This is a genomic window from Rhizobium grahamii, from assembly GCF_009498215.1.
GTDB classification, from domain to species: Bacteria; Pseudomonadota; Alphaproteobacteria; order Rhizobiales; family Rhizobiaceae; genus Rhizobium; species Rhizobium grahamii_A.
Genome location: NZ_CP043499.1, coordinates 1,129,974 through 1,147,437, shown reverse-complemented (window position 1 = coordinate 1,147,437; position 17,464 = coordinate 1,129,974). Strand labels below are relative to the sequence as shown.

Annotated in this window: 16 protein-coding genes and 1 pseudogene; 11 read left to right on the top strand and 6 right to left on the bottom strand. The window is 60.4% G+C overall.

The features are described 5' to 3' along the window. From FZ934_RS24165 to FZ934_RS24155, 3 genes are all read right to left on the bottom strand, one after another. The gene (locus tag FZ934_RS24165) at positions 1-327 is read right to left on the bottom strand and encodes a hypothetical protein (RefSeq protein WP_153273363.1); all 327 of its coding nucleotides are present in this window, start codon (positions 325-327) and stop codon (positions 1-3) included. Positions 328-346: 19 nt separating this feature from the next. Further along, positions 347-868 carry a DUF6790 family protein gene (locus tag FZ934_RS24160; RefSeq protein ID WP_153273362.1) on the bottom strand — a complete coding sequence of 174 codons (522 nt, stop codon included), beginning with the start codon at positions 866-868 and terminating at the stop codon, positions 347-349. Between the two features lie 290 nt (positions 869-1,158). Next, positions 1,159-2,139, bottom strand: a complete 981-nt coding sequence (locus FZ934_RS24155; protein ID WP_153273361.1) for a L,D-transpeptidase — start codon at positions 2,137-2,139, stop codon at positions 1,159-1,161. 277 nt (positions 2,140-2,416) lie between these two features. Between FZ934_RS24155 and FZ934_RS24150 the strand changes: the two genes are divergently transcribed. From FZ934_RS24150 to FZ934_RS24125, 6 genes are all read left to right on the top strand, one after another. Continuing rightward, the gene (locus FZ934_RS24150; protein ID WP_194273820.1) at positions 2,417-2,737 is read left to right on the top strand and encodes a GCG_CRPN prefix-to-repeats domain-containing protein; all 321 of its coding nucleotides are present in this window, start codon (positions 2,417-2,419) and stop codon (positions 2,735-2,737) included. A 2-nt stretch (positions 2,738-2,739) separates the two neighbouring features. Further along, the gene (locus tag FZ934_RS24145) at positions 2,740-3,258 is read left to right on the top strand and encodes a DUF992 domain-containing protein (RefSeq protein ID WP_246737927.1); all 519 of its coding nucleotides are present in this window, start codon (positions 2,740-2,742) and stop codon (positions 3,256-3,258) included. Continuing rightward, positions 3,255-3,527, top strand: a complete 273-nt coding sequence (locus tag FZ934_RS24140) for a hypothetical protein (protein WP_153273360.1) — start codon at positions 3,255-3,257, stop codon at positions 3,525-3,527. Before FZ934_RS24145 ends, FZ934_RS24140 begins: the two co-directional genes overlap by 4 nt. Before the next feature lie 517 nt (positions 3,528-4,044). Beyond that, positions 4,045-4,275 carry a hypothetical protein gene (locus tag FZ934_RS28740; protein ID WP_432443668.1) on the top strand — a complete coding sequence of 77 codons (231 nt, stop codon included), beginning with the start codon at positions 4,045-4,047 and terminating at the stop codon, positions 4,273-4,275. A gap of 79 nt (positions 4,276-4,354) precedes the next feature. Beyond that, complete coding sequence (locus tag FZ934_RS24130; RefSeq protein WP_153273359.1) at positions 4,355-5,608, top strand: alpha/beta fold hydrolase; 1,254 nt, start codon at positions 4,355-4,357, stop codon at positions 5,606-5,608. 3 nt (positions 5,609-5,611) lie between these two features. Beyond that, positions 5,612-6,376, top strand: coding sequence for a DUF4239 domain-containing protein (locus FZ934_RS24125; protein ID WP_153273358.1), 765 nt, complete (start codon positions 5,612-5,614; stop codon positions 6,374-6,376). Between the two features lie 545 nt (positions 6,377-6,921). On the opposite strand, the gene FZ934_RS24120 is transcribed toward FZ934_RS24125, so the two are convergent. After that, the gene (locus FZ934_RS24120) at positions 6,922-7,248 is read right to left on the bottom strand and encodes a TetR/AcrR family transcriptional regulator C-terminal domain-containing protein (RefSeq protein WP_153273357.1); all 327 of its coding nucleotides are present in this window, start codon (positions 7,246-7,248) and stop codon (positions 6,922-6,924) included. A gap of 115 nt (positions 7,249-7,363) precedes the next feature. On the opposite strand from FZ934_RS24120, the gene FZ934_RS24115 reads away from it, so the two are divergent. Further along, positions 7,364-8,497 (top strand): hypothetical protein, encoded by a 1,134-nt coding sequence (locus FZ934_RS24115; RefSeq protein ID WP_153273356.1) that lies wholly within the window; start codon positions 7,364-7,366, stop codon positions 8,495-8,497. 358 nt (positions 8,498-8,855) lie between these two features. Here FZ934_RS24115 and FZ934_RS24110 read toward each other — a convergent pair. Continuing rightward, positions 8,856-8,954, bottom strand: a pseudogene (locus FZ934_RS24110) (4Fe-4S dicluster domain-containing protein); the annotation flags it as partial. Positions 8,955-9,106: 152 nt separating this feature from the next. After that, positions 9,107-10,006 carry a LysR substrate-binding domain-containing protein gene (locus FZ934_RS24105; protein ID WP_153273355.1) on the bottom strand — a complete coding sequence of 300 codons (900 nt, stop codon included), beginning with the start codon at positions 10,004-10,006 and terminating at the stop codon, positions 9,107-9,109. A gap of 107 nt (positions 10,007-10,113) precedes the next feature. Between FZ934_RS24105 and hglS the strand changes: the two genes are divergently transcribed. From hglS to ydiJ, 4 genes are read left to right on the top strand one after another with little or no spacing between them, the layout of a single operon-like run. After that, positions 10,114-11,499 (top strand): 2-oxoadipate dioxygenase/decarboxylase HglS, encoded by a 1,386-nt coding sequence (gene hglS / locus FZ934_RS24100; RefSeq protein WP_153273354.1) that lies wholly within the window; start codon positions 10,114-10,116, stop codon positions 11,497-11,499. Positions 11,500-11,540: 41 nt separating this feature from the next. Beyond that, on the top strand, positions 11,541-13,073 hold the full coding sequence (gene amaB / locus FZ934_RS24095) for an L-piperidine-6-carboxylate dehydrogenase (RefSeq protein WP_153273353.1): 1,533 nt from the start codon (positions 11,541-11,543) through the stop codon (positions 13,071-13,073). Positions 13,074-13,083: 10 nt separating this feature from the next. Further along, on the top strand, positions 13,084-14,316 hold the full coding sequence (locus FZ934_RS24090; protein ID WP_153273352.1) for a pyridoxal phosphate-dependent aminotransferase: 1,233 nt from the start codon (positions 13,084-13,086) through the stop codon (positions 14,314-14,316). 31 nt (positions 14,317-14,347) lie between these two features. Then, positions 14,348-17,389, top strand: a complete 3,042-nt coding sequence (gene ydiJ, locus FZ934_RS24085) for a D-2-hydroxyglutarate dehydrogenase YdiJ (RefSeq protein WP_153273351.1) — start codon at positions 14,348-14,350, stop codon at positions 17,387-17,389. Positions 17,390-17,464 lie beyond the last annotated feature (75 nt).

The window sequence follows — 17,464 nt, the reverse complement described above, 5'->3', positions numbered from 1 at the left end:
TCACAGAATTCTCCCAAAGAACGCTCGTACGATCGTTACGATGCCGAGTGCAACGATGAGCGCTGGCAGGATGAGGCCGGTATTGAGTCGGAGCGACATCAGGATACCGATCAAACCAAAAATCACTCCTGTAACAAAGCGAGATATCGGCAGGACATGACGCCAGCCCACAACGTTGGCGACCCGAACGCTATCGACGATCGCGCTGATTGCCGGCGCAAGGAGAACAAGGAACAGCCCGCGGTAAGGTACCGCATAGCCAAGCTGGTCGACAGCAAGGACGGTGCCAAGAATCACCAGGAAACAGCCGCCAATGGCGGTGATCACCCATCGATGACCGCGCGGGCTATGAGCAAGCATCGATCGAACCTCCGACCCCGCGCAGGGAAGGCTGGCTCCACGAGATTTTCAAAATGATAGCAAGTCCGATGGCTCTGGCGATCGTCACCACGAGCAACACACCGAAATTGTCCGCGGCGAAATCCCCGTGCGCGAATGCCTGGATGAAGTGACCGATGGTGACGCCGGCGTAGAATATGATTGCGTAGGATGCGATTGCGCTCTGAAACGACAGGCTGCGCCAGAAGGAAGCCACTGCGACGACGCCGAGCGATATGTCGGCTATACCGATCTCGTACTCGAAAGGACTTGGTTGCCAGCCAATCTGCGCTGAGGCGATCGCCGGGAAGAAGACGTGGAAGATCCCGGCCCAAATGCCGTCGACACCCACGGCAAGCAGGAGAAGCCAGGAGAGGTACCGCCGCGACCAATGCTCGGGGCTTCTGGAACATGTCGCGCAGGCGGTGGCGGCGGCAAAGAGAAGCATCGGTAGGTTTGTCAAGATGAACCTGATGGATTGAGCAATCATTCTTGTTTCCTTAAGCACGATACAGCGCCACCGCCGCGATCATGAATTCATACCGCGCCGTCGGGTCAGGGCGCATCGCCAGAAGTGGTGAACGGACGACTATCGCTTGGTCGTACATGTCAGGATCGGAGCAGCATTGTCGCCTTCGTCCCGCCGTGGAGGCTCCCCTGATTGCTCTTCGTCCACCACACGGAGTTACTTGAAGCGGACAGTCCGCGGCACCGCTTTGTCGGATGGGGCCGTTCCCGAGTGCTGATCAGCTTGTCGATGCAAAAACATGGTCGTGCCCTTCAGGACATGATGACAAAGTCTTTGCCCGTCCGGGTGTCCGGGTGCAGCGGTGCATCGGTCAGCACCAGTACGGACCCGAGTTGGAGTGACGACTGCATGAGGGCCGCGAACTCGTCGGTTGTGTGCAGGCTCTTGATGAGTTTCGCCTCGGCATTGAATTCCGCGCTGGGCTCTTTGGTCGTATGGGCGACGTCGACCCATTGCGGACCTGCTGCCGGATCCAGTGTTTGCATGGTGAAGACGTGGCTCCCGATCTTGCCGCCACCGTCTATCGAGAGCGGCGCCTCGCCCTTCACCACGTCGTTTTCGATCAGAATGATCTTCTTATCCGCCGACGAAGCGATCACCGAGACGATTGGATGCACTTCGGAAGCTGTCCAGTCCGACGGATGCTTTGGGCCGTCCTTCGTCACCACCGCCTGACTGAATTGACCCGCGGCGGCACCGCCAAGCACCAGGCCGGGATCGATCAGTTCGGGTGAGTCACCTGGTCCGGCGATGATGACTGGCGTTCCAAGATGGGTGACGGTGAAAAGATCCTGCGAGAACGCCAGCGGCAGACGGACGCATCCGTGTGAGGCAGGGTAGCCGGGCAGGTTGCCCGCGTGGAGCGCGATCCCGGACCAGGTGAGCCTGTTCATGTTCGGCATCGGGGCATCGCTATATTCGTTGGACTCATGCATCGCATCCTTCTGCAGCACGACGAACACCCCGGTCGGCGTCTCGTGACCGGCCTTGCCGCTCGAGCACGTGGAGACGGCGATTCGGATCCCGTTGCGATAGACGTGCACGAGTTGGCGGGGAAGCGAGACGATGACGGTGACAGGACCGTTCGGGGACCGATCCGGGTGCCAGACGAATTCGCCAGGCCTCAGGTGCTCGATCTCGATCAGCGGGTTTGTCTGGGCAAACGCCCTCAGGGGCAAGCAGGCGACACCTATTCCGGCGAGCAGAAACCTGCGGGTGACATTCAGCTTCATTCTCAAATTCCTTCGCTCGCGTGCTCGTACTCCGTCACAACTTGTGCGGCGAAATCGAAATAATCTGATCGCGCTTTGCTCGCATACCCAGAACTGGTGATGCGGCGGGTCCGGGGCCTGAGCTATCTGACCGCCACCGATCGGCGAAACAGATCCCAAGCGGTTTCATCATCCCGATCGCGATCGACGAACGCTCGTCGACCAGTTCAAGGACATGGGACACGATTGCCCGCGGGTCCGCGGCTGCGTGCCCCCGACGGAAAATTCTGGAGTGAAGATGAATACGAAATTCGCAGTCGTCATCGGCATGGCGGTTCTCGCTCTGCCGTCTCTCGTGACCGCGGCACCGGTGGTGCCGCAGATCGAGCAGCAACCCGCTTCCATCACCCTCGTCGCAGGCGGGTGCGGACCGAACGCTTGGCGTGGCCCATATGGCGGTTGCCGTACCACGCCGTACTACGGCCGTCTGCCCAACGGCTATTACCAGGAGCGTCCTGTTGCCGGCAACGGATGCCCTCCCGGCTACTGGCGCGGGCCTTGGGGCCATTGCCGCAACACGCCGTACCACGGTCGCCTGCCGAACGGCAGCTGGAAGTAGGAATGAGAACAATGCGCATGATCAAGATCGCGAGCGCTGTCACCCTCGTCGTCGCATCAATCGCAGCCTCGACACTGCCCGTCACGGCGGAGATGGCGAAGATTGGCATTCTCTCCTGTGACGTTTCGAAGGGCGTCGGGGAAATCCTGGCCCGGAAGCAGTCGCTTGCCTGCCAGTTCAAACCGGATGGCGGCGCATCGGAAAACTACACCGGGAGCATCGACGAATATGGCGTCGAGCTCGGGAAGATCGATCAGGGCCACCTCGTCTGGGGCGTAGCCTCCGCGTCGCGCGGTGTATCTCCCGGAGCGCTGGCTGGCCGCTACGTCGGCGTCGGCGCTGAAGCCGCCGTTGGCGTGGGCGCTGGAGCCAACGCCCTGGTGGGCGGCAACAACGGATCCTTCTCGTTGCAACCGCTGTCGGTCGACGGCGAGACAGGGGTCAATATCGCAACTGGTGTTCTCAAGGTGACACTGAAGGCCGCCAACAACCAAGCCATCGAACAAGGAGAACCGAAATGACCGACCTTATACTCTCGCGCCGCAACGCACTTGCCGGAGCTGGCCTCGCGCTCGCCGCCGGCTCGCTCGCTGCACTGGCGTCTTCGCCGGCTCTTGCCGACCAGGGAAACATGGAGGCAGCGCTCCGCCAGCTTGGCAGCGCACTGAATTCGCTTCACCGCGCCCCGCCCAACAAGGGCGGCCACAAGGAACGGGCCGTCCAGCTCATCGAAGAGGCAATGGGCGAGGTGCAGGCAGGGATCGACTTCGCGAACCAGCACGGCGGTTGATCTCGACGCGGCCGAAACGTCAAGGAACGGAAAGATGAAAAGAACGAATTCTCTTGGCCTGCTGCTTGCAGGTTCCGTTACTCTCCTGGCCGGCACGGTTCTAGCGCAGGACGCCACGAGCAAACCGCATGTCCCGCTCGAAAAGACCGTCGGGCAGGTCAGCCAGCAGGCGCCCGTGGCGTCTCTTCTGGTCGTCAACGCTGACGGCGCAAAGCTTGAGGGCGACAAGCTTGTTCTCACAGGCGTTTCAACGAACTCGATCGTCTTCGCGGACCGGCCTGTTCGCGCCGCTGGCCACATCGCCACGGAAGAGATCGTCAAGCAGTGGGGCGAGGGTCCTGACAACTTCGAGAAGGATCCGCCGAACGCGACGGTCTCCGTTCTCGGCGGTGGCTCCAACGTCGGTGATGCCGTCGTCACGCTGAATGCGCCCAAGCTGGATGGCACGACACTGACGTTCGACGTGAAGGTCCTCGAAGGAAGCCTGTCGGGTGCAACTGGCCCGGCAGCGCTCTTCATCGACCATTGGCGCGGCTGGAACAATGCGGGCTGGTACGCTCTTGGCGCGGTCTCTGGTGCAGCGATCGGCGCGGATCTCGCGGGTCCCCGCTACGTTGCCCCTTACTATCCGCCACCAGCCGACTACCCGCCAGTCGTAGCGTGCCCTCCGGGTTGGTGGCTCGGTCCGTGGGGCCATTGCCGTGACACCCCGTACCATGGCCGCCTGCCCGATGGTCAGTGGCAATAGCGAGCAGCGGGCGGTCGCGGCCGCCCGTACACCTCCGGCCCGACAACGATTGAACTGACTGCCTGACTGGACTGTCATCATGACACGCATTCGCTTCATCGAACCTCCCAAGCGCAGACGCGCCAGCATCCGGGAAACACTTCGGCTAGTCGTCGGATACGGACTGGCGGCGCTCGCAATGTGGGCGGTCTTCTACAACGGACCCGCAAAGGCGGACGACCAGTTCTATCATCCGGACAGCGGCGAACTCGCGGGCCGTCCTGGATCGATCATCAGATCGGAGCCCATGCCGTTTGCACCGGAGGGCGCTTCCGCCTTCCGCATCCTCTACAGATCGCTTGGATTGCAAGGCGAGCCGATTGCGGTCTCCGGCATCCTCATCAAGCCGGATACGGGCGTTGACGAAGGCCGCCCCGTCGTAGCGTGGGCGCATCCGACCAGTGGAGTGGCGACCGTCTGTGCTCCGTCGTTGAGCCGCGGTGTCTATCGGCAGATCCAGGGTCTTGAACAAATGCTTCAGCAAGGCTTTGCTGTCGTGGCCACGGATTATCCGGGTCTCGGCGGGCCGGGCACTCATCCCTACCTTATCGGCGATAGCGAGGGCAGGGCCGTGCTCGACAGCGTGCGTGCTGCTCGCGAACTGCTCGATCAGCGCGATCAGACACGGTTTTCCGTTTGGGGACATTCCCAGGGAGGACAGGCGGCTCTCTATGCCGGAGTGATGGCGGGATCGTACGCTCCGGAACTGAAGCTTGTCGGAATTGCTGCCGCGGCTCCCGCGACCGATCTCCCCACCCTCATGCGTGACGATTTCGCCTCCAGTGGCGGAAAGGGTCTCACCGCGTTCACTCTCTGGTCCTGGTCGCGGGTGTTCGACATCGATCTCGGCACTATCGTGAAACCTGATGCCGTGCGAACCATGGACACGCTGGCGGGTGGATGCATCGAAACGATCTTCGATCTGCTGGAGCGCCGCATCGAGGAGCGTCCGCTTTCGAAGGACTTCCTGACCATTACCGATCTTGGAGCCGCAGAACCTTGGGACAGGATCCTGAAGCAGAACGTGCCGGGCGTCCTCCCGAGAAATATTCCGGTGTTCGTTGCCCAGGGCCTGGCGGACGGTATCGTCCGGCCGGCAGTCACGGTTTCCTACGTTCGTCAACTCTGCACCAATGGCAGCGAGGTCGACTTCGTGGCGCTTCCGAAGGTGGGCCATGGCTTCATCGCCAGGGACACAGCGCCTGCAGCCGTCCAGTGGATGAGTGGCAGGTTCGCCGGTGCTGCCGCCCCGAACACCTGCGCTCAGCAGCCAAAGACCGTGCAGGGAGACTGATCCATGAACGCGTTGCTTTTGGCTGGTGGCGTATTCGTCATCCTGGGGGTATCGACTGCGGCAGGTATGGCCGCGCGCGACCGTCTGCCATCCCACCATCTCAACACCGAATCCAAGGAAGTCATCCGATTGGCGACCGCGATCGTCGGAACGCTGGCCGCACTTGCGCTCGGCCTCCTGATCGCGTCAGCGAACTCCGACTACAAGGACGCTCAGACCGAACTGGACGCCACGGCAGCTCGGATCGTTCTCCTGGATCGGCTTATGGCCCAGTATGGACCGGAGACGACTGACGCTCGTGACATCCTGCGCCAGGTGATCGAGAACCGCCTCGAGCGTGGCTGGACGATCGAAACAAGCGACGACCAATCGGCAGGACGCGCGTCGGCCTACAAGCAGATAGAGACCGTACAGGGCAAGCTCCGCGCACTCGAGCCTCAGGATCAGGTGCACCGTCTCATCCAGAGCCGCGCGCTCGAGGTCAGCGGCAACGTCGCCGAGGGGCACTGGCTGCAGATCGAGTCCGCGGATGAGGGGCTGCCATGGGGCTTCTTCATCGTGCTTGTCTACTGGCTGGCACTGCTGTTTGGAACGTTCGGCCTGCAGGCTCCCGCCAACCCGACCGTGCTCGCCATCATCATCGTGTGCGCTCTCTCTGTTGCGGGTGCCGTCTTCGCCATCTCCGACATGGCCAATCCCTATGCCGGGTTCATCCAGGTGTCCGATCAGCCGCTTCAGGGCGCTCTCTCGCGCCTCGGCGGCGCATGATCTGACCAGCTACCCAAAGGACATTCATCGTGGCCTCCATCGAGGTTCGCATCGTAGACAAGAGTAATGGTCGCACGGACAAGTCTAAGGCGCTCGCAGTGTGGAGCCGGACACTCGAAGTCGAAGCGCGAGCCAGGCGGCACGATTACATGCACTGCATGGACGACGATATCCAAGATACCGAAGGCCCGCCGGGGATATGCCTGGTCCGCCCTGACGGCTAGGTGGCAATGACGGCGTCCACCGACGCCTGGGGGGACGTGGTCGGGCGACTATCCGCTCTCCTACGCGGGTGAAGCCGCGGCGGAAGAGGGAGCTGCTATGCTTGCGTTGGGCTGCGACCACCGGATGACTGCCAGGGTGACAACATGTGCTGAAATGGATGCTGCGCTGGAACGGGCCGGGCGCGCGCCCGGCGGGGTCTGCGTCGAGGTCGTCACGGATACTTATGCGGCGTCGCAACTTGCAGCGAAGCTTCATGACAGTCTGTCGTCACTGTACAATCGGTGAGGCAACATGCCCGTGAGTTTTTGACCAGGGCGCAGTCACCGCCCGACACCATCAAGGAATGCAGCATACAGCAAGGGAGGCGGGGGTGTCGCCTCCCTCGAAAGTTCGGGTGGATGATCCGCTTCGGCCTGCTCCTCGAGAACGAAACCCACGGTGAACAGTGCCAGCGTGACGAGTATCTTCAATGCCTTTCTGCCATCGAATCCTTGTGCGATCAGAAATTCCAGTTGCCGTTCGGCGACGTCGACATCCGACGCCTCGGCGCGCGATCCGGCATGGATGCGTGCACCATCGCGGTAAGTCAGCATCGCCCGGCGAAAACTCAGGCTGTGATTGGTGAGATAGGACCGCCAGACGGTCACGCGAAGAGACTGTCGTTCGGCTGAGAAGTTAAAAATTCTACTGTCGGTCGCATTGACTCAAATGTATTAGTCAATGCTAAATTGAAGGTATTCTACAGATAGTGCGGGGGCGCTTGTGGAACTCAATTCGATAATCGGAGATATTTACGACGCCAGCGAGAATGACGACAACTGGCTCGCGGTCGGAAAACGTCTCTTCAAGCATCTGGGTGCCGATGCCGGCAGCCTTCGCCTGCAGGGAGATGGCGGCAAATCGGTGAACGTCTTCGAGACACGCGCCGAGAACGATCATTACGTCGAGCACTACCTTCAACTCGATCCGATCAGGTCCGCCTTGTCTAATCTGATAAGGCGAAACGAGGCGGACGGAAAAGTTCTGTTGGATGAGGAATTGGTCGAGAGCGACGCCTATCACCGGACAGAGTTTTATCGAGATTTCGCAAAACCGCAGGGTCAGGAACACATGATCGTTGGCATCGTGGGTGACCGTGACCGATCGATTGTCGGATTCTATCGACAGGGTCTCGCATTCGGCGTTCGGGAACGCGCGACCCTCTCGACCTTGCTGCCCCATGTGCGGCGTGCGCTGCAGTTGCGTCAGCGGCTGCAGCGTGCCGACTTCGACGCCCGGTTGGGGTATGCCGCCTTCGAAGCGCTCCCCGGTGCGGCAATCGTGGTCGACGCCGACTGCAATGTCCTGTTTGCCAATTCGTCGGCGACGAAAGCACTTCGCTACCGTGATCGACCGGTTTGCCTGGCGACGAGCCCGATCTCGGGAACAAAACTCGCGGTCGACAATCGTGGCGAGGTGTCGCGATTGCGAGCCATGATCCGCGATGCCGCCGCCGGCGGTGGCGGAGGAGCAATGCGACTTGAATTCGATACGCTCGGCAACAGCGCCCGCATCGGCCAGTATGCCATTTTTGTTTCACCTCAGCTTCCAGAGCATACCGGTCACGCGTTCGAGGAAGGTGGTTGTGTGCCTGTGTTGGTCCAAATCAGCGAGTTGTCGTCTCCTCGGGCTGCAAGGCCGTCGCTTCTGAGCGAGCTATTTGGGCTGAGCGCGGCAGAAGGAGCGGTCGCGGCCGCTCTCCTCGGAGGTCAGAGTGCCGAAGCGGTCGCGCGCGAACGAGACGTTTCGCTTGATACCGTCCGTACGCAGATTCGGACGGTTCTCAGGAAGTCCAACGCTACCAACCTGCGCGATTTCGAGCGCATCGGTGCGCTGCTGAGCTCGTTGGGACGCTAAAAAGGCCTCAATGTCTCGGCGGCTGCGGTCGCTGCAGGCCCGGATACAATCGAAATCTATACCGATGCCGATGCTGCGGCAGTTTTGAATGCCCGCGTGGCAGCCCTCAGGACGGTACTCGATTTGACACCCGATCAGGAGAAGCTGTGGGAGCCGGTCGAGACGACTATCCGGAACATAGCTGCAGCGTCAATCGCGCGCGGAAAGCAAAGAGCGCAAGCGGCGCGAGCCGCCGAGGAAGAGGAGAGGTAGTTCAAGCACCATGCGCCGCTCCACCTGGGGTCCTCGATAGCCTGCCCGCTCGGCGGTTGGAAACACCTCATCCTCTTCTCCTCATCTCTGCATCCTACATATTTGGCTAGACCGGCGCCTGACCGCCCTGCGGCGGCACCAAGTTGATGTTCTGGTTGGGATTCTTGATGTCGCAGGTCTTGCAGTGGACGCAGTTCTGGGCGTCGAATTCGTCCGAGTAGTTGCCACCCAAAATAGAGACGCAACGCCTCGCTTCGTTCAAGCGAGGCGACTGTGTGACGTCTTACCTCCAACCTTTCGCGTCGAGCCAAACGAATGATTGCTCAATCTCTGAGTCTTCGGTTGTCGAGACGTCGCCTACGCCTCGCCAACCTCGGACAGCAGCCACTGCTCGAAGAGGTCCGCCATCTGATGCGTACGCTTCTCCTCCGGTCGAACGACATAGTAAGCGTTCTCTGTCGACAACGATGCATCGAGTACGGTTGTCAACAATCCAGCATGAAGCTCGTCTTCGATCAGATAGGTCGGTAGCAGGGCAACGCCCAGTCCCGAGATAGCGGCTGCAGTCAGCATGGAAAACTGATCGAAGCGGAGGCCCATGAAGGCATTTTCGAAGGCGTGGTCGTGGCGCTGAGACCAGTCCGCCCACAGCTTCGGGCGTGTCGTGAGGTGCAGAAGAGGAGCATCACGGAGAAAGTCGACTTCGCCGCTTGCTATGCGGCCGGCAAGCGTTGGATTTGCCGTCGGCACCACGGTTTCGTTGCAGAGAAAAGTCGACACACCACCGGCCCAAGCGGATTGGCCAAAGTGAATTGCCAGATCGAAGCCGTCCTCGGAAAAGCTGAAAGGCTTGGAGCGGGACTCGACAGTTATGGCGACATCCGGATGTCGTGAGGTAAACGTTTTCAACCTCGGCACCAGCCATTTCGCCCCGAAGGTCGGAAGGGTTGCGATCCTCAAAGATCCCTTCATCTGACCGGAAGCAACTGCACCAATCATCAGCCGTTCCGAACGTGTGAGAAGATCTCTTACCTCGGGCAGCAGTCGCTGGCCGGCCTCGGAAAGAATAACGCGGCGCCGGATGCGCTCGAATAGCTGGAGGCCCGTTTGCTGCTCCAGCTCGGCAATCTGCCTGCTCACCGCACTCTGCGTAAGATTGAGCTCTTCGGCTGCACGCGAAAAATTCTGGTGTCGCGCGGCGCACTCGAAGGCTTGCAGATTGACAATGTCAGGGACGAGGCTTCTTTTCATGTTCATTCCATTTTGGCATCAAGTTAGCCAATTATCTCACAACAACGGCATTGATCATCCGTCTATAGTGCGTAATCAGAATGATGCTGCATCTCAAATAAGGATTGAGTACCATGGCTGAATATGTCTCCTCCAGCAAAATCCGCTCTGCCTTTTCGGGCGCGATGTCCGCGATGTATCGCGACGAGGTGCCGGCCTATGGGACACTCATGGACCTGGTTGCGCGCGTCAACGCTGAGACGCTGGATGAAAATGCGGTACTGAAGGTGCGTCTGACGGCGACCGACAATCTTGATCGCATTTCGGAGGAACGTCACGGCGCTATCCGGCTCGGTACCGCCGAAGAGCTGGCGATGATGCGTCGGGTGTTCGCGGTCATGGGCATGCATCCTGTCGGCTACTACGACCTGTCGACGGCAGGCGTTCCTGTCCATTCCACGGCCTTCCGCCCGGTCGGTGACGAAGCGCTCAAGCGCAATCCGTTTCGTGTCTTTACCTCGCTGCTGCGGCTCGACCTGATCGCCGACGAAGGTCTTCGTGAGGAGGCGGCGCGCATCCTCGCCGATCGCAAGATCTTCACCAATGGCGCGATCGAGCTGACAGAGAAGGCCGAAAAGAACTGTGGGCTGTCCGCAGTGGATGCCGACCGCTTCGTGGCCGAGGTGCTGGAGACGTTCCGTTGGCATGACAAGGCGAGCGTCGATGCCTCGATGTACCATCGTCTGCATGATGCCCACCGCCTGATTGCAGATGTGGTTTCCTTCAAGGGGCCGCACATCAACCACCTTACACCCCGCACGCTTGATATCGACAAGGTGCAGGCGCTGATGCCGCAATACGACATTGCGCCGAAGGCTATCGTGGAAGGGCCGCCGACCCGAAAATGCGCGATCCTGCTGCGTCAGACTTCGTTCAAGGCCCTCGAGGAAGCGGTATCCTTTCCCGGTGCTGAAGGAGATTTCAGGACCGGCTCCCATACCGCACGGTTTGGCGAGATCGAACAGCGCGGCATTGCGCTGACGCCAAAGGGGCGAGGCCTGTACGACAAGCTGCTGGACGCATCTCGCAAACTGGTGCGCCCTGCCGCTGATGGTTCGAACTCCAAGGAATACGAAGCGGCTCTCGCGGCGGCCTTTGTGGATTTTCCAGACACGTGGGATGCCATTCGAACAGCGGGGCTGGGCTACTTCAGCTACTCGCTGACGGGAAAGGCGCCGTCTTCCTCAAGCAGGGAGCTGGACGATCTTATTTCCCAGGGCGTCGTACAGTTCGATCCCGTCGTCTACGAGGACTTTCTTCCGGTCAGTGCTGCCGGCATCTTCCAGTCAAATCTTGGCGACAGCGCCCAGCAAGAGTTTGCCGCGAGCCCGAACCAGAACCGCTTTGAAGCCGATCTCGGTGCAACGGTCCTCAACGAATTCGACCACTACGCCGGCATCCAAGAAGCATCGATTGAAGCCTGCCTTGCGGGGCTTTCGAGCCAGGCAGCCGCCGAGTGAAGGCTGCGCGGCCCCTCCCCATTTCGAATCGGAGTCTTAAAATGAACATCTCTGTCACCCCAAAATCAGTAGCCGCGGAAGCCGCGCAGATTCTCGAGCGCCTTGGTGTCGCACAATCGCTCTACGCCGGCGGCACCTTGGATGCCTTCTCGCCGATTACCGGCGAAAAGACCGGAAGTCTCAAGACCGTCACATCAGCGGATGCGGCAGGCGCGATCGAAGCCGCTGACAAGGCCTTCCGCGAATGGCGCTTGGTCCCGGCGCCCAAGCGCGGGGAACTCGTCCGGTTGCTCGGTGAGGAACTTCGCGCCGCAAAAGCCGACCTCGGTCGCCTGGTGTCGATCGAGGCGGGCAAGATCCCATCCGAAGGCCTCGGTGAAGTTCAGGAAATGATCGATATCTGCGATTTCGCGGTCGGCCTGTCGCGCCAGCTCTATGGTCTTACCATCGCGACCGAGCGCCCGGGCCATCGCATGATGGAAACTTGGCATCCGCTTGGTGTCATCGGCATCATCTCCGCCTTCAACTTTCCTGTCGCCGTCTGGGCCTGGAATGCAGCGCTTGCACTTGTCTGCGGAAACAGCGTTGTCTGGAAGCCCTCGGAGAAGACGCCGCTGACGGCACTTGCCGCTCACGCGGTGCTGGACCGCGCTATCAAGCGTTTTGGTGATGCGCCGGCTAACCTCTCTCAGCTGCTCATCGGCGATCGCTCGGTTGGTGAAGTGCTGGTCGATCATCCGAAGGTTCCCCTGGTGTCGGCCACCGGTTCGACGCGCATGGGTCGCGATGTCGGTCCGCGTCTCGCCAAGCGCTTCGCCCGTGCCATCCTTGAACTCGGCGGCAACAATGGCGGTATCGTATGTCCGTCGGCTGATCTGGGCATGGCTTTGCGGGCCATCGCTTTCGGCGCAATGGGGACTGCCGGACAGCGTTGCACGACGCTCCGCCGTCTCTTCGTTCATGATAGCGTCTACGATGAGTTCGTTCCTCGCCTCAAGAAGGCATATGCGAGCGTTTCGGTCGGTAATCCGCTCGAGAGCTCAGCACTGGTTGGTCCGCTGATCGACAGGCTTGCCTTCGACGCCATGCAGAAGGCGCTTGCCGAAGCCCGGCGGCACGGCGGCGCGGTTCATGGTGGCGAGCGCGTCGATTGCGGCCAGCCCGAGGCCTTCTATGTCAAGCCAGCACTTGTCGAGATGCCGAAGCAGGAAGGGCCGGTTCTCGAAGAGACCTTTGCTCCCATCCTTTACGTGATGAAGTACTCCAATTTCGACACGGTCCTCGAGGATCACAACGCTGTCGGCGCTGGCCTCTCCTCATCGATCTTCACGCTCGATATGCGGGAAGCCGAGCGGTTCATGTCTGCTGACGGTTCCGATTGCGGCATCGCGAACGTCAACATCGGAACCTCCGGCGCGGAAATCGGTGGCGCATTCGGCGGTGAGAAGGAAACCGGAGGCGGGCGTGAATCCGGCTCGGATGCCTGGAGAGCCTACATGCGCCGCGCCACCAACACGGTCAACTACTCGAAGTCGCTCCCGCTCGCGCAGGGCGTATCTTTCGATATCGATTGAGGGGACGACCATGACCATATCCACGAATATTGAGGAGGTGGGCTTCAAGCCCGCCTCGCGTATCGCTTCCGTTGGCGTGTCCAAGATCCTGCAGATCGGGGCACGTGCTGCGGCGATGAAGCGCGAAGGCCTCCCGGTCATCATTCTTGGGGCAGGCGAACCTGATTTCGACACTCCCGAGAGCGTAAAGGATGCCGCGAAGGCCGCGATCGATGCCGGCGACACCAAGTACACGGCACTTGATGGCACTCCGGCCCTCAAGAATGCTGTTGTCGCCAAATTCCGGCGTGAGAACGCCATCGACTACGCGACGGATGAGGTCACGATCGCAACAGGAGCGAAACAGATCCTCTTCAATGCCTTCATGGCCACGCTCGATGCGGGCGATGAGGTGATCATCCCCACGCCATATTGGACGTCGTATTCGGACATCGTCGAGATATGCGGCGGAAAATCCGTGCTGATCCCGTGCGAGGCGGCCGCGGGCTTCCGTCTGCAAGCTGAGCAGCTGGAAAAGGCGATCACTCCGAAGACACGCTGGGTCCTTCTCAACTCGCCATCCAATCCTTCGGGTGCGGCATACAGCGCCGCAGACTACCGGCCGTTGCTCGATGTGCTCCTGCGCCATCCGCATGTCTGGCTGATGGTGGACGATATGTACGAGCACATCGCCTACGAGGGCTTCGACTTCGTCACGCCGGTTGCAATCGAGCCACGTCTGAAGGCCCGGACATTGACGATCAATGGGGTCTCGAAAGCCTACGCCATGACCGGCTGGCGCATCGGATATGCCGGCGGACCGAAAGCTCTGATCAAGGCCATGGCTGTCATCCAGAGCCAGGCGACATCATGCCCGAGTTCGGTCAGCCAAGCCGCATCAGTCGAGGCGCTCAATGGACCCCAGGGTTTTCTAAAGGAGCGGCAGGACAGCTTCCGCCGGCGACGCGACCTGGTTGTTGAGCGTCTCAACAGGATCGATGGACTGAGCTGCCGCGTGCCCGAGGGTGCCTTCTACACCTTCTCCGGATGCGCCGGGGTACTCGGAAAAACGACACCGACAGGCCGTAAGCTCGAGACGGATTCCGACTTCACGGACTACCTGCTTGAAGAGGCCCATGTCGCTGTGGTCCCCGGCTCGGCGTTTGGACTTTCGCCGTATTTCCGGATTTCCTATGCCACGTCGGAAGCCGAACTTGTCGAAGCTCTCGATCGCATCGCAGGCGCTTGTGCGGCGTTGAGTTGACAGGAAACTACCAGGGCCCGCCGTTGCACAGATGATCCCCCGACTTCAGTCAAACATTGGCGGCGAGCAAACCGCACAGCCCGGCTTCTATGAGGCTCTCATGGAAACCGGGTTCGTCGGTGACATTGAAGTGTCGCCGGCATCACGGACCGTCTATTCGACGGACAATTCCATCTATCAGGTCGCCCCGATGGGCGTCCTGTTCCCGAAAGATTTTGCCGACCTCAAGATCATTTCGACGGTGGTGTCGAGGTCGGAGTTTAAGGCCATCTCGATAGCGCCGCGTGGGGGCGGTACCGGTACAAACGGTCAATCGCTTACCCCTGGCGTCGTGATCGATTGCTCCCGGCACATGAATCGCATCCTTGAGATCGATCCTGTCCGGAGAGTTGCGCGGGTTCAGGCGGGTGTTGTCAAGGATCAGTTGAACAAGGCTCTGAAGCCCTACGGCCTGTTCTTCGCGCCTGAACTTTCGACGTCGAACCGCGCCACGATCGGCGGCATGGTGTCGACGGATGCCTGCGGCCAGGGATCGTGCCTCTACGGCAAGACCTCCAATCACATCCTGGGACTGCGGGTGATGCTGATGGACGGTTCCGAATGGTGGTCGCGCCCATTGGATCAGGATTCTTTGGACGAGGTGCTTTTGCGCCCCGATCGTATCGGGGAAATCCACAGGACGGTCGATACGATCGCCCAAGAGAAACGCGATCGTATCTCCGAGGTTTTTCCGAGCCTCAATCGCTATATGACGGGCTACGATCTCGCCCACATTTATCGGGAGGACGGTCGGTTCGATCTCAATGCGATCCTTTGCGGATCCGAAGGGACCCTGGCGATCATTGCCGAGGCCGAGCTGAATCTGCTGCCTGTCCCGGCGTGCGCCGCACTCGTCAACATTCGCTACGGCGACTTCAATGCCGCACTAGAAGACGCACGCATACTGACCTCGTTCAAGGTCGCGTCCGTTGAAACGGTTGATGAAACTGTCCTCGGACTCGCCAGGAAAGATATCGTCTGGACTGCTATCTCCAAGTTCTTTCCGCAGAGCGATGCGATACCGGCAAATGGCATCAATATTGTCGAGGTGCTGGCCGATGACGAGACCGAACTTGACGCTCAACTATCCCTCCTGACTGCTGCCCTAGACAATGGCGGCGAGGTCGGTCGGCTTGGATACACGGTCGCACGCGGCCACACGGATGTTGAGGCAATCTGGGCGATGCGCAAGCGTGCCGTAGGTCTCCTCGGGAATGTCGACGGTCCGATCCGCCCGGTAGCCTTCGTCGAGGACACCGCGGTGCCACCAGAAAACCTTGCCGCATATATTCGAGACTTTCGCAGGTTGCTCGACGATGCCGGCGTTTCCTATGGCATGTTCGGGCACGTCGATGCTGGCGTACTGCATGTGCGCCCGGCGCTCGATCTCACGCGCGACGATCATGTGCCGATGGTTCGCCAGATCAGCGACGCGGTCGTGGCGCTCACACGGAAATATGGTGGCGTGCTATGGGGCGAGCACGGAAAGGGTGTTCGATCCGAATATGTCCCCGAATTTTTCGGCGATCTCTATCCCTGTTTGCAGGATATCAAGCGAGCATTCGATCCCGAGAACCGCCTAAACCCCGGCAAGATTGCCGCTCCCGGTGCCGCGCAACTTCTGAAGATCGATGAGGTTTCGCTGCGGGGAGGGACTGACCGCGTCATCGGCAACGAGATCAGGGCGGCCTTTGATAACGCCGCCTATTGTAACGGCAACGGTGCGTGTTTCGATTTCGACGAAACAAGCCCGATGTGCCCATCCTACAAGGCCGCCCGCGACCGACGATATTCGCCGAAGGGGCGGGCGATGTTGATGAGAGAGTGGCTGCGGCTGCTCGCGGAAAAGGGCGTCGACCCGCGCCAGGAGGCCACACGCCTGCGGAAGGCCCGTCCGCTCGCCGGCGTGCCGGCCCGCTTTCTCAACAGTTTAAATCCGAAGAACCGGCATGACTTCTCGCACGAGGTTCGAGCGGCTATGGATACCTGCCTCGCGTGCAAGGCGTGCGCCGGCCAATGTCCCGTAAAGGTGAGCGTGCCGGCATTTCGTTCGAAGTTCCTCGAACTCTACTACGGCCGATATCTGCGCCCCTTCAAGGATCCACTCATTGCGGCGATCGAGACCATCCTTCCGTTTATGAAGCGGATCCGACCACTCTACAACATCATGGCCGGGACCTCCTTCGGTCAGGGTCTCATGCGGCGCATCGGGCTGACGGCGCTTCCAGTCTTGCCGCAAACGCGGCTGGAAGCCTCGCTCGCCAGGCTCGACGTTTTCATTGCCAATCGAAGCGCTCTGCTGAAACGTTCCGAAGGCGAGCGCAAGCGGGCTGTCGTGTTCGTCGCGGACGCGTTTACAGCGGATTTCGATCCAGATGTCGTTCTTGCAGCCGTCAGTATCGCGAGGAAGATGGGGCTTTCCCCGTTCATTGCTTCCCGACAGATCAACGGCAAGGCATTGCATGTGCACGGTTATCTTGGGCGGTTTGAAGCGGCAGCCCGCAAGACCAGCGCATACCTTCAGGATCTCGCGGAAACTGGCGTCACGCTCGTTGGTCTTGACCCATCGATGACCCTTGCGTTCCGAAGCGAGTACACGGGCATCGGAGGCATCGGGAAGCCCTCTTCAGTTCTCCTGCCGCAGGAATGGCTAGCCGCGCATCTCGGCAGGCTCACGGACACGGCGGTCATACCGTCGGGACCGCGCTTTCAACTGCTGCCTCATTGTACCGAGCGGAGCAATGCGCCCGCCTCAGTCAATCAATGGAAGGCGGTCTTCGAGGCAATGGGCATTGAGCTGGAGGTCCTGCACGCCGGATGCTGCGGGATGGCGGGAACGTTTGGCCACGAAACCAGGAACCGGCAGGTGTCCGAGCAGCTCTACGCCATGAGCTGGGCAGGAGCAGTGCAGAACTCCAGGGGTGACGACGTTGTCTTGATGGCGACAGGCTATTCATGCAGATCCCAGTCCAAGCAGATCGACAAGATCAGGGTTCCCCATCCCCTCGAAGTAATCTCGCGAATGATCGCCTGAGACTTCACATGTAAGATTAAAACGGAAGGGCCCGGCCGCATTCCCGCGTCAGGCCCTTCGCTGATTTGGTCGCCG